The 11679-nt window shown below is 61.5% G+C and carries 11 protein-coding genes; 7 read left to right on the top strand and 4 right to left on the bottom strand.

Annotation, left to right across the window (positions count from 1 at the left end):
* Positions 1-73 precede the first annotated feature (73 nt).
* Both QP978_RS09435 and QP978_RS09430 read right to left on the bottom strand, forming a co-directional pair.
* A complete protein-coding gene (locus QP978_RS09435) occupies positions 74-1264 on the bottom strand; it encodes an MFS transporter (RefSeq protein ID WP_049189543.1) in 1191 nt (396 codons plus the stop codon).
* Positions 1264-1989 (bottom strand): IclR family transcriptional regulator, encoded by a 726-nt coding sequence (locus QP978_RS09430; RefSeq protein ID WP_049171587.1) that lies wholly within the window; start codon positions 1987-1989, stop codon positions 1264-1266. Before QP978_RS09430 ends, QP978_RS09435 begins: the two co-directional genes overlap by 1 nt.
* 65 nt (positions 1990-2054) lie before the next feature.
* Between QP978_RS09430 and leuC the strand changes: the two genes are divergently transcribed.
* Together leuC and leuD are read left to right on the top strand one after the other, a co-directional pair.
* Positions 2055-3482, top strand: coding sequence for a 3-isopropylmalate dehydratase large subunit (gene leuC / locus QP978_RS09425; protein WP_049189542.1), 1428 nt, complete (start codon positions 2055-2057; stop codon positions 3480-3482).
* Between the two features lie 62 nt (positions 3483-3544).
* The gene (leuD, locus tag QP978_RS09420; protein ID WP_049189541.1) at positions 3545-4135 is read left to right on the top strand and encodes a 3-isopropylmalate dehydratase small subunit; all 591 of its coding nucleotides are present in this window, start codon (positions 3545-3547) and stop codon (positions 4133-4135) included.
* A 17-nt stretch (positions 4136-4152) separates the two neighbouring features.
* On the opposite strand, the gene QP978_RS09415 is transcribed toward leuD, so the two are convergent.
* Positions 4153-5133, bottom strand: a complete 981-nt coding sequence (locus QP978_RS09415) for an NUDIX hydrolase (RefSeq protein WP_172954645.1) — start codon at positions 5131-5133, stop codon at positions 4153-4155.
* A 112-nt stretch (positions 5134-5245) separates the two neighbouring features.
* On the opposite strand from QP978_RS09415, the gene QP978_RS09410 reads away from it, so the two are divergent.
* Together QP978_RS09410 and QP978_RS09405 are read left to right on the top strand one after the other, a co-directional pair.
* Entirely contained in the window at positions 5246-6244 is a 999-nt protein-coding gene (locus QP978_RS09410) for an NAD(P)H-dependent glycerol-3-phosphate dehydrogenase (RefSeq protein ID WP_284857105.1), read from the top strand.
* A gap of 35 nt (positions 6245-6279) precedes the next feature.
* On the top strand, positions 6280-7383 hold the full coding sequence (locus QP978_RS09405) for a D-alanine--D-alanine ligase family protein (protein ID WP_070439666.1): 1104 nt from the start codon (positions 6280-6282) through the stop codon (positions 7381-7383).
* Between the two features lie 10 nt (positions 7384-7393).
* Here the strand turns inward: QP978_RS09405 and QP978_RS09400 are convergent, their stop codons facing one another.
* Complete coding sequence (locus tag QP978_RS09400; protein WP_049194012.1) at positions 7394-8374, bottom strand: DUF3515 domain-containing protein; 981 nt, start codon at positions 8372-8374, stop codon at positions 7394-7396.
* 111 nt (positions 8375-8485) lie between these two features.
* On the opposite strand from QP978_RS09400, the gene QP978_RS09395 reads away from it, so the two are divergent.
* The 3 genes from QP978_RS09395 to QP978_RS09385 are packed head-to-tail and all read left to right on the top strand — an operon-like array spanning position 8486 to position 11678.
* Complete coding sequence (locus QP978_RS09395) at positions 8486-9442, top strand: thiamine-phosphate kinase (RefSeq protein ID WP_049171566.1); 957 nt, start codon at positions 8486-8488, stop codon at positions 9440-9442.
* Positions 9443-9479: 37 nt separating this feature from the next.
* Positions 9480-10145, top strand: coding sequence for a uracil-DNA glycosylase (locus QP978_RS09390; RefSeq protein ID WP_048735462.1), 666 nt, complete (start codon positions 9480-9482; stop codon positions 10143-10145).
* 6 nt (positions 10146-10151) lie between these two features.
* Positions 10152-11678, top strand: a complete 1527-nt coding sequence (locus tag QP978_RS09385; RefSeq protein ID WP_049189537.1) for a DAK2 domain-containing protein — start codon at positions 10152-10154, stop codon at positions 11676-11678.
* The last annotated feature ends 1 nt before the right edge of the window (position 11679 follow it).

The raw sequence follows: 11679 nt of genomic DNA, 5'->3' as shown, positions 1-11679 counted from the left end.
ACTGCGTAAATCTAGACCGTTGTGACACACCTCAATCATGCTCGAGCACAGGCCCACAATTAGGAGACACGCCCTAGTCAAGCTCGACCCGCACCCGCCCGTTGCGGTTCTGGTCTTCTCGTGGCGCAATACCCAGCGCGGCGGCGGGGAACAGAGCCGTGACGGCAAACAGCGCGGGGAAGCCCGCAGCGGCCACAATCGCACCCGAAACCGGAGGCGTTGCAGCGTAGATAATGTTCTGGAACGTGTTCTGCGTACCCATAGCGCGTCCGGACCAGAAGGGGCCTGCGTATTCAGCAACTGCGGTGAAGGCGAGTCCATTCGGGCTGACCACAGCAACGGCCAGTGCGCAGACCAGCAAAGTTCCAAGCGTGCGCCAATCAGCCCAGCTGGCAATCATCATTGCGACAGCCAAAACAAAGGTCGCACCCGAGACCCAGCGGTAGGGGCGGATGCGAGATCGCACTCGGTCAGAGACCACACCCATCAGTGCTCGCGATCCGGCACCGAGCAGCTGCGAGACCATCACAATTGTGCCCGCCGTGCCATCGGAGTACCCCACAGACAGCAACCACACCAGAATGTAGGCACCCATCATCGACTGCGGCCAGGACAGCAGCGCCGAGGCGATGTGGATGCGCACGAGGTACTTGCCGTCCCGGTAGGGGCTGGCCGTGACGGTGGGGTTCGAGGCATCAGGGCGAGGGGGATTCTTCACGCCTATCAGTACAAGCAACGCCAGCACGGCGCACAGGATTGCGGGCATCGCGAGTGCGACTCCGATGCTGTAATTCTGCGCGAGAGGGTGCAGGGTTACCGCTGATAGTGCAGCGCCGAGGGGCTGAGCCATTTGGCGAATGCCCATCGCAGTGCCGCGCTGATGCGGTGGGTACCAGCCCGACACCACGCGGCCGGATGCCGAATTCACGCTCGCCGCCGCACACCCGGCGAGAAAGAGCGTGGCCCCGAGCAGAGCCGGGCTTGACGACGAAGCTAGCGCCGCAAGCCCCGTCGTTAAGGCAGTAGAGGTCAGGCCGGCGAACAGAGCTGCGCGTTCGCCATAGCGGTCGACAAACCAGCCCCAGGCGATGAGCGTGAAGACAATACCGGCCGCCGGCATTGCTGCGACGAGGCCGGCGGCGGAGAGGCTTAAGCCGTTTTCCTGTAGGGATGGGATGAGAAAAGGCACACCCATGTGAACGACGGACGAACCGACCGCCGCGAACATGGACAGAAGAAGGACAAGGTGACGGTAAGCGGGCATTACAGTCGGGAGCTCATCTCTTCAGCGGCGCCGAGAACCTTTGCGCCCCAGCATTCGTAGGGCGACGGAGTCATGCGCTCCACGGGGCCGGAGACGGATAGGACTGCAATCATGCGCTGGTTGCTGTCGAAAACCGGGGCGGAGACGGAGGCAAGTGCGGGGTCGCGCTCACCCATGGACTCGGACCAGCCGAGACGTCGGCAGTCGTCGAGGTCCTGTTGGTTGAAGTCGGCGTCGGGAAGCATTCGCTCAGCGAGGTTGGCCGGGCCAAAGGCCAGGAGAACACGTGCGGCGGAGCCGGCGGTTAGCGGCATGCGAGAGCCAACTGGCACGGTGTTGCGCAGTCCGGTGGCGGGCTCCATGGAGGCAATACAGGTGCGGGTATCGCCGGTGAGACGGTAGAGCTGCACGGACTCTCCGGTTACCTCTACTAGCTTCGGCAGGATGTGCGCTGCGGCGTCGGCAAGCAGGTCGGTTGTGACAGGCGTGATCTCGGTGAGGCCGGGGCCCGTCGTCCAGCGGCCGTCCGGAGTGCGGGTGACAAGGCGGTGTACTTCCAACGCCGTGGCCAGCCGATGGGCGGTGGCGCGGGGCAGGCCGGTGTCGTCACAGAGCTCGGCGAGGGTGCGTGGAGTTTCTGCAACAGACTTGAGAATGAGTACCGAACGGTCGAGAACCTTAATGCCACTTAGAGCTGGCGTCTCGGATGTGCTAATCTGTCCCATGCCATGATATTAACATCTCATTCCTTGAGATAAAAGAGATATATCCGGAAGGCGGCTCACCCACTATGCGCACCACGGACACCAGCCCGAAGACTCTGGCCGAGAAAGTCTGGCATGACCACGTAGTCAAGCAAGGCGACAACGGCGAACCAGATCTGATTTATATCGATCTGCACCTCGTCCACGAGGTTACCTCGCCGCAGGCTTTTGATGGCCTCCGTCTGGCAGGGCGCAAGGTACGCCGCCCGGATTTGACCATCGCAACCGAGGACCACAACGTTCCGACCACTGTCGCCGGCGGCAAAATCAATCTGATTGAGGAGCCGACCTCTCGTACCCAGATTGCCACACTGCGCAAGAACGCCGAGGAGTTCGGTATCCGCCTGCATCCGATGGGCGACCGCGAACAGGGTATCGTGCACGTCGTCGGCCCACAGCTGGGCCTGACTCAGCCGGGCACCACCGTCGTCTGTGGTGACTCGCATACCGCAACCCACGGTGCTTTCGGTGCTATGGCCTTCGGTATCGGTACCTCGGAGGTTGAGCACGTTCTGGCTACCCAGACCCTGCCGCTGAAGCCTTTCAAGACCATGGCGGTCAACGTCACCGGCGAACTGCAGGATGGTGTTACCGCCAAGGATTTGATTCTGGCGATTATCGCCAAGATTGGCACCGGCGGTGGTCAGGGCCACGTTATTGAGTACCGCGGCGAGGCCATCGAGAAGCTGTCGATGGAAGCCCGCATGACCATTTGCAACATGTCCATCGAAGCCGGTGCCCGTGCCGGCATGATTGCTCCGGACGAGACCACCTTCGAATACCTGAAGGACCGCCCGCACGCGCCGCAGGGCGAGCAGTGGGACGAGGCAGTCGAATACTGGAAGTCCCTGGTTACTGACGAGGACGCGAAGTTCGACAAGGTCGTTGAAATCGACGGTTCCGCGCTGACTCCATTCGTTACCTGGGGTACTAACCCTGGCCAGGGCGTGCCGCTGGGGGAGACCGTGCCAGATCCGGAGTTCATCGCTGAGGACTCCGACCGCATCGCGGCCGAACGCGCACTGGAGTACATGGATCTGAAGCCGGGCACCCCGATGCGCGACGTCAAGGTCGACGTGGTCTTCGTAGGTTCCTGCACCAACGGCCGCATCGAGGACATGCGCGCCGTCGCCGACGTGCTGAAGGACCGCAAGGTTGCCGACGGCGTCCAGATGCTCATCGTGCCGGGCTCCGCAAAGGTCCGTGCGCAGGCTGAGGAAGAGGGACTGGGCAAGATCTTCGAAGAGGCAGGCGCCGAATGGCGTATGCCGGGCTGCTCCATGTGCCTGGGCATGAACCCGGATCAGCTGACCCCGGGCCAGCGTTGCGCTTCGACCTCCAACCGCAACTTCGAGGGCCGTCAGGGCAAGGGTGGTCGTACCCACCTGGTCAGCCCGGCTGTCGCCGCAGCCACTGCCGTCGCCGGTCACTTCGCAGCACCGGCTGATCTCTAACTGACTCTCACTGCCGATCTTTGTACAACAGACCCAAGCAGAACTTCTAAGGACCTTTCACTATGGAAAAGTTTGATACTCACACCGGCGTCGGCGTTCCCCTGCAGCGATCCAACGTCGACACTGACCAGATCATCCCGGCTGTCTACCTAAAGCGCGTCACCCGCACCGGATTCGAGGATGGCCTGTTCAGCAACTGGCGCAACAACGAGTCCGACTTCGTGCTCAACCGTCCGGAATACGCAAAGGGCTCCGTCCTCGTAGCAGGGCCGGACTTCGGTACCGGTTCTTCCCGCGAGCACGCCGTGTGGGCCCTGATGGACTACGGTTTCCGCGTCGTCATCTCCTCCCGCTTCGCCGATATCTTCCGTGGCAATGCCGGCAAGGCGGGGCTGCTCGCCGCACAGATGCAGCAGTCCGATGTCGAGCTGCTGTGGAAGCTGCTGGAGGCTAACCCTGGCATGGAGCTCACCGTCAACCTGGAGACCCGCACCGTCGAGGCCGGTGAGCAGGTCTTCCCGTTCGAGGTCGACGACTACACCCGCTGGCGTCTGATGGAAGGGCTTGACGACGTCTCCCTGACCCTGCGCAACGAAGCGGACATTGTGGCCTACGAGGAGAGTCGTCCGGCCCACAAGCCTAAGACGCTGTAGGTCAAAATCCTCACAAACTACTTCACCGGCAGCGCCGAGGCGTAGTAATCAGCCGTGGTCATCACACCGTCGTTGAAGCCCAGCACCCAGGCAGAGCCCTTCTTGCACAGGATTTCCTCGTCGAAGGGCAGGGTGCCCTCAGCGGACCAGGCGGCAAGCAGGTCTGGGATGGTGATGCCCTGAGAGCAGATGACGCTGACTCCGCCTAGCGCGACAATGTCTTCGAATGCCTTCTTGGACTCAACCTGGTTGGCAATCCAGTGCTCGTCGCCAAGCCGTTCGTCGACTGTGACCTGCATTCCCAGCTCTGCGGCGAGTGGCGCGACGGTGTCCTGGCAACGCACGGGCTCGGCGGAGTAGATCCGCTCGGGGCGGAAGCCTTCCAGGGCAGAGACGAGCAGTTCCGCTTGACGACGTCCCTTCTTATCCAGTGGCCGCAGTGCATCATTGCCGTTCCAGTTGGTGCGACGGTGCGCACGCCCATGGCGAACCAGAATGAGACGGGTGTCCGGTTCCTTGTTCATGCGCTTGCGGGCCTTGACCAGCACGTCGCGGTCGAGGTCGTAGGACAGCAGCTCCTCGGCTTCGTCCCAGGAGACCCAACGAAGCTCGTTGACCTCGGAGTTCTGTTCGAATTCGCCGTCTAGAACCTCAGCGGTCCAGTACCAGACCAGCTTCGTTCGTCCGGCGACAGGGTAAGAGACGTTGCCGACGAGCTTGCCCAGACGGACGCGGTAGCCGGTCTCTTCCCAGATTTCGCGGACGGCGGTGGCAATGAGGTTCTCGCCGGCGTCGAGCTTGCCTTTCGGCAGCGACCAGTCGTCGTAGGAAGGACGGTGAATCACGCAGATTTCAGGGTTATGGACATCGCCGCGCCATAGAACCGCGCCGGCCGCGAAGGTCGGCTTGGTGACATCCTGACCTGGCTTCGTCGGAATCTGGCGCAGGCGACCGGTCACGGAGGTATCGCCCTTGAGGTCCTTGTCCTCTTCGTGCATCATCGTGAATTCCCTTTCAATCCTTTGTCGCCGACCTAGTTTAGTATCGCAGTGTGAGAACGTCTCGCTAGACTTGTTGGAGATTAGAGGCTAACGGAGGAAGGTCGCGGCGATGGTGCAAGTTTCAGTGATGGGTGCGGGCTCGTGGGGCACGACGCTCGCCAAGGTTTTTGCTGATGCGGGCAATCCTGTACGGCTGTGGTCGCGACGTGCGGAGCAGGCACAGCGTATTCAGATCAGCCGCGAAAACCACGACTACCTGCCTGGTCTGGGGCTGCCGCGCAACATCGAAGCCACCTCGGATGCAGAGGCCGCGCTGAAGGGCGCGGATGTGGTGGTGCTGGGCGTGCCCTCGCAGACTCTGCGTGACAACCTCAAGGTCTGGAAGGACTTCATCGGGCCGGAGACGATTCTGCTCAGCCTGGCCAAGGGTGTGGAGCGCGAGACACATCTGCGCATGAGTGAGGTCATTGCGGAGGTCACAGACCTGCCAGCAGAGCGTATTGCGGTGCTGTCCGGCCCGAACCTCGCCCGCGAGGTTGCGATGGAGCAGCCAGCGGCAACGGTCATTGCTTGCGCTGATGAGAACAATGCCAAGATGATTCAGGCGGCAGTTGCCACTAATTACTTCCGCCCGTACACCAACACCGATGTGATCGGCTGCGAAATCGGCGGTGCCTGCAAGAACGTCATTGCGTTGGCCTGCGGTATGGCCGCTGGTCAAGGAGTGGGTGAGAACACGCTGGCAACCATTATCACCCGTGGCTTGGCGGAAATCACTCGTCTGGGTAATGCCGTCGGCGCAGAAGATAAGACTTTCGCGGGATTGGCGGGCCTCGGTGACTTGGTGGCCACTTGTTCCTCGCCGCTGTCGCGTAACCGCACCTTCGGTGACCGTCTCGGTCGCGGTGACACGATGGAGCAGGCGCAGCACGCTACGCGCGGTCAGGTGGCTGAGGGTGTGATTTCTTCAATCTCGGTCCGTGACCTCGCTCGTCGCAATGGCGTGGAAATGCCAATTACTGAGGCCGTTTACGCCGTCTGCCACGAAGGCGCGAAGGTCGATGAGACAATTCGCAAGCTGATGGGGCGAAGCCGCAAGTCGGAGTAACCACTTCAACGAGGTCGGGGCTAAACTAAGTCACCATGACTTCGTCGAATAGCTCGTCTGCAGATCGCATTTCCGTCGCCGTCATCTACGGTGGCGCAAGCCCTGAGCACAGCGTCTCCTGTGTCTCGGCCGGCGCAATTATGGATCACCTGGATGAGGACCGCTTCCGAGTGGTTCCCATTGGTATTACCAAGGATGGTGTCTGGACCGTCGGTACGCGTGAGACGGATACGCTGCGCACACAGGGGCGTACGATGCCGGAGGTCATCCCGGGCGAGGAAGTTGCGCTGAGCACGTCGCCGTCACGCCGCGGTGAATTCCGCTTCGTCACCGGTGATCGCGCCGGCGAGGTTTTCGACACCGTCGACGTCATCTTCCCGGTACTCCACGGTCCGCACGGCGAGGACGGCACGATTCAGGGGCTCTTTGAGCTTTCCGGCATTGCTTATGTCGGCCCGGGCGTGCTCGCTTCCGCGGCGGGAATGGATAAGGAACGCACGAAGAATCTCTTGCAGGCAGCGGGGCTTCCTATCGGCAAGCAGGTTGTTTTGCATGTCGGCGAGTCGCTTTCCGACGAGGACAAGGAGCCCCTTGGCCTGCCGGTGTTCGTTAAACCTGCTCGTGGTGGATCGTCGATTGGCATTTCCCGCGTGGATGATTGGGCGAATCTGGATGCGGCGGTAGAGCTGGCCCGAGAGCACGACTGGAAGGTCATTGTAGAGGCCGGTGTAGACGGCGCCGAAGTGGAGATTGGTGTGCTGCAGCGTGCTGACGGCAGCCTGCAGGTATCAGTTCCGTCGTTGCTGCGTGGCACGGAGGACTCTGACGAGGGCTTCTACGGTTTTGAGACCAAGTACTTGGATGATGTCGTCTCGGCGCAGATCCCGGCTGAGCTGCCGGAGGATGTTTTGAAGGCACTGGACACGGATGCTCGTCGGGCGTTCAGGGCACTGGGCTCTGATGGTCTGACTCGCGTGGACTTCTTTGTCACGGATAATGGCCCGATTATCAATGAGGTCAACACCATGCCGGGCTTTACCCCGATTTCGATGTACCCGCAGATGTTTGCGGCCTCAGGTGTAGCCTACGAGGAGCTGCTCAGCGCCCTGATTGAGCGGGCGCTGGTAGCTCGTCGATAGAAGTTGGTTCTTACTTTTCTTCGCTCGGCGAGATGTTCTCCAGGTTGTCAGCGATGACCGAGGAGAGCACCGGCATCAGTGAGCTGGCCTCCGACATCGGCATTTCAACGGCGACGAAGCGCTCCCGGCCCATGGCGTACCAGGTGGCGGAGGTACCGGAGGAAAGCGTTGGTTCGTTGAACCAGACAATGTCGCCAACCTGCGTCAGCTGCTGCGTGGTGGTGCTATAGCCAGCCGGCTCGTCGACACCACAGCGCAGCACCACCGGATCGGCTGGGGTGCCGCCCCAAATGACCATGTCCTTCGGCATGTCAGCCGGCATTTCCTCTGCGCTCAGACGGTGACGGTTGCCAAGCTCGCGGGGGAGGGCAGCCTCCAAGCCGCTGCAGCGCCTATCAGCTTCCGGAGCTGCCAGTTCTACCAGTGGGACGCCGCCGCGCTCCGGCTTGTTCTTGTACGCGGAGTCCGGGCGCAGCGCCTCGGCGAGGTCACTCAGGGCATCCTCCGCCTCTGCATTTCCTTCGGCGGTAATTGCAACAACCGGTTCGCGCCCGACGGTGAACCAAGTCGCCAAAGACTCGTCGGTACTGTCGACAACACGCAGCCACGAAATGCCCTTGACCTCTTCGGTCTTAGCCAGTTCGTTGTACTGGCTAGGTACGTTCGCGCCACAGCGCAGCGTGATGCGGTCTTGTTCCAAGTTTCGGTACACAGCGGCACCTTCTGGAGCTGGCTCTGCAATGTCGGCGCGAACCAGACCTGCGGCGCGATCTGGCAGTCGGTCGAGCAGTTCCGCACACTCGGGCGAGTCATTGGCGGGGAGCTCCGGGTTGGAAATCGCGACTGGCTTTGTCGCCTGATTATCCTGGTAAATCTTTGCGGCAAAAATGATGCCGAGGATAGAGATAATGGCGATAGCGAGTGCGATGCCCGCGCGTGTCCGGCTACCCTTGGACTGAACTGTTTCTCCCGATGGGGGTGCGTCTACCATGGGCCTGATTCTACGTTGTCCGGTACCAACTCCAATTGGTTGGGGGCAATACCGAGACGGGTTCCGCTATTAACGGTTAACCATCGACTATTAGGAATGTGACTCGACACTGTGACTGAATTGACCATTGGCGATATTGGCGAGTTTGGGGTCATTGAGGCCATCCGGGCTATCGCCCCGTCGGCACGCAATGGCGACGATGCCGCCGTCTTGACACAGACAACCCCCAACGCCCGTTTTGTCACTTCCACCGACATGTTGGTGGAAGGGCGCCATTTCCGCCTGGACTGGTCGACACCTCAGCAAGTTGGAGCTAAGGCCGCAGTACAGAACTTCGCCGATATCGAATCGATGGGTGCGCGTCCAACGGCCATGCTTTTCGCCATCTCAGCACCGTTGCATACTCCGGTGAGTGTGGTCACCGGTATCGCCGAGGGGTTGTGGCAGGAAGGCAAGCAATGTCCGGCGGAGCTCGTCGGTGGTGACATGGTCAGCGGAGATTCTCTGGTGATTTCCATCAGTGCGATGGGCGAACTCGGTGGGCTTGGGCGGCCGCTGCTGCGCTCAGCGGCACGCGCGGGGGATACGGTGATTGCGTCGGGACGCATCGGCTACTCTGCTGCGGGCCTTGCGCTGCTGCAGCACTGCGGAAGCCCGGCAAAGGTTCCGAGTGAGTTTGCGCAGCTGGTGGCAGCACACTGTACGCCCGAATTTGAATATCGCAGGGGTGCCACGGCGCGAGCCACAGGTGTGCGTTCACTGACGGACAATTCCGATGGACTGGTGGTGGATCTCCGCGCTATTGCGCAGGCCTCCAGGGTTACTTTGGAAGTTGACAGCAGTGCTATTGCGCCCGATGAGTTGCAGATTGCCGCTGGTGAATACCTGGGCATCGACCCGTGGGAGTGGGTGCTCACCGGAGGGGAGGACCATACACTGATCGGTTCGACGCCGGGGGAGCCTCCGACGGGGTTCCGCGCTATCGGTACGGTGTCGAAGGAAAAGTTCGATTCGGTGCTTATCGACGGCAAACCTCCTGCCCGCGATGCCGGTTGGGTTTCCTTTTAAGAGTTCGAAGAGGTTTTGAGAAGAAAGGCTGCATGACATGGATCCGTTGCCGGTCGAAGAAGGGTGGCAGAAGGCGCTGGAGCCAGTGGCCGATGACATCCACCGGATGGGGCAGTTCCTGCGCGAGGAGAACGCGGCCGGCTACGGTTACCTGCCCGCGGGCACCGATGTGCTGCGCGCCTTTACTTATCCATTCGATGAGGTCAAGGTGCTCATTATCGGTCAGGACCCGTACCCGACCCCGGGGCATGCGATGGGGCTTAGCTTCTCGGTCCAGCCGGATGTGAAGCCGGTACCGCGGTCGTTGGCGAATATTTTTAAGGAGTACTCCTCCGACCTGGGGCTCCCGACTCCCTCCAACGGTGACCTCACTCCGTGGAGTAGGCAGGGCGTGGCCCTGTTCAACCGTGTACTGACCGTGCGCCCGGGTGCTGCTGCCTCGCACCGCGGTAAGGGCTGGGAGGCAATCACGGAGCATGCCATCAAAGCATTGGTCGCCCGTGATCAGCCTCTCGTGGCCATTCTGTGGGGACGCGACGCGCAGAGTTTGCAGCGTTGGCTCCCCGGCGTGGACTGCATCTGTTCGCCGCACCCGTCACCGCTGTCGGCATCCCGTGGGTTCTTCGGGTCGCGTCCGTTCAGCCGGGCCAATGAGTCGCTGATTCGTCAGGGAGCTACCCCTATCGACTGGACGCTAGAATAGGAATTCATGTCTTTGCAGATTGGTTCTGCCGCCATTGTCGGCTGGGTTGCCCGGGGGATTGACGCGCTTCAATCCCGCCGCGATGAGATCAACAGTCTCAATGTCTTCCCAGTACCGGATTCCGATACCGGGTCGAATATGCTCGCGACGTTGAGTTCGGCCTATGAGGAAGCGCAAAAGGCTGACGCTTCCGATGTTCGCGCAGTCACCGCGGCCCTAGCTGCCGGTGCAGTGCGCGGCGCCCGCGGTAATTCGGGCACTGTGCTCTCGCAGGTTTTTCGCGCGGTGGCTGAGGCTGCCTCCGGTAGTGGCATTGGCGTTGAGTCGGTACAACACTCGCTAAAGCTAGCTGTGCAACATGTTTCCCAAGCGATTGCCAATCCGGTGGAGGGCACGATTCTGACAGTCCTGCGGCACGCCGCGATTGCCGCGGAGGAATTTGAGGGCGACTCGATTGAGGAGCTCGCCGACACGATCGCGGATGCCGCTCGCGATGCGCTGGCGAAAACCCCCAGCCAGCTCCCGGCACTGCAGCAGGCGGGCGTGGTCGACGCCGGCGGCGCGGGGTTGGTCATTCTGCTCGACGCGCTTGCCGACGAAGTCAGCGGCCGCGCAGCCGCACCGGTCGATTTGCATGTCGACGCGCCACACGTAGCCACCGTTGAGATGGAGGTCATGTACCTGATTTCCTTGGCGGATACCCAGGCGGTGGAAGCGCTGCGAGAGCGGTTGAACCCGCTGGGCAATTCGCTCATCATCGCAGGTGATGCTGGTAATGCGGAGACCGCGCAGTACATGGTGCACATCCACACAGTGGAGCCGGGCGCGGTTATCGAGGCAGCACTTGACTTCGGTCGTCCGGAACGCATCCGTATCGAGGTGCTCGATGAGCCGGAGACAACACCTGAGTCCACTCGCATCCTCATTGCGGTAGTGCCGGACGGTCCGCTGAATGATCTCATCACCTCCTCTGGGGCGATTGCTATCAGCCCGACCCCCGCTCCGACTCCCACATCCACTCCCACAGATCGAGCAGCCATCGCCGACCAGGAGTTCGCTGACAATGTGGTCACCAAGGCACTGACTGCCATGAGGGGCGCGGACGAGGTTATCCTGCTGCCAAATGGGCTGGTCAGCGACCAGGAATTGGCGGATATCGAATTCGCTGCTGCCGCGGCTAATCCGACGCTCGCGGTAGTGTCCACAGTCTCCATTCCGGCTGGCCTTGCTGCCTTGGCCGTGCATTCGGCTGAGCTGCCGCTGGCGGTTGCTGCGTATGCGATGGGAGAGGCTGCCAATGGCACGCGAACGGCTGTAGTCGCTGCGGACGTCGATAAGCCCCTGACTGACGCGCTCACAGAGACCATCTCAGACCTGTTGGCTGGCGGCGGGGAACTAGTGACTCTGCTGCTCGGGCGCGGAGCTGAGGGCGTGGACATAGCGCAAGTGCGGGCGCGGCTGGACAAGCCTGTGGAGGTCGTAGCCTATGATGCGACCGGCATCGATGAGCTGGTGCAGGTAGGAATCGAGTAGC

This window comes from Corynebacterium sp. MSK035, assembly GCF_030232615.1.
GTDB classification, from domain to species: Bacteria; Actinomycetota; Actinomycetes; order Mycobacteriales; family Mycobacteriaceae; genus Corynebacterium; species Corynebacterium jeikeium_D.
The sequence above is the reverse complement of the archived record's forward strand: the minus strand, read 5'-3'. Positions and strand labels throughout refer to the sequence as shown.

What these genes read in the sequence shown, in the direction of transcription:
- QP978_RS09415 (WP_172954645.1), bottom strand. Translation starts at nt 5,133, where the DNA reads ATGCACGAAGAGGACAAGGACCTCAAGGGCGATACCTCCGTGACCGGT.
- QP978_RS09390 (WP_048735462.1), top strand. Translation starts at nt 9,480, where the DNA reads ATGGATCCGTTGCCGGTCGAAGAAGGGTGGCAGAAGGCGCTGGAGCCA.
- QP978_RS09435 (WP_049189543.1), bottom strand. Translation starts at nt 1,264, where the DNA reads ATGCCCGCTTACCGTCACCTTGTCCTTCTTCTGTCCATGTTCGCGGCG.
- leuD (WP_049189541.1), top strand. Translation starts at nt 3,545, where the DNA reads ATGGAAAAGTTTGATACTCACACCGGCGTCGGCGTTCCCCTGCAGCGA.
- QP978_RS09385 (WP_049189537.1), top strand. Translation starts at nt 10,152, where the DNA reads ATGTCTTTGCAGATTGGTTCTGCCGCCATTGTCGGCTGGGTTGCCCGG.
- QP978_RS09400 (WP_049194012.1), bottom strand. Translation starts at nt 8,374, where the DNA reads ATGGTAGACGCACCCCCATCGGGAGAAACAGTTCAGTCCAAGGGTAGC.
- QP978_RS09405 (WP_070439666.1), top strand. Translation starts at nt 6,280, where the DNA reads ATGACTTCGTCGAATAGCTCGTCTGCAGATCGCATTTCCGTCGCCGTC.
- QP978_RS09430 (WP_049171587.1), bottom strand. Translation starts at nt 1,989, where the DNA reads ATGGGACAGATTAGCACATCCGAGACGCCAGCTCTAAGTGGCATTAAG.
- QP978_RS09410 (WP_284857105.1), top strand. Translation starts at nt 5,246, where the DNA reads ATGGTGCAAGTTTCAGTGATGGGTGCGGGCTCGTGGGGCACGACGCTC.
- leuC (WP_049189542.1), top strand. Translation starts at nt 2,055, where the DNA reads ATGCGCACCACGGACACCAGCCCGAAGACTCTGGCCGAGAAAGTCTGG.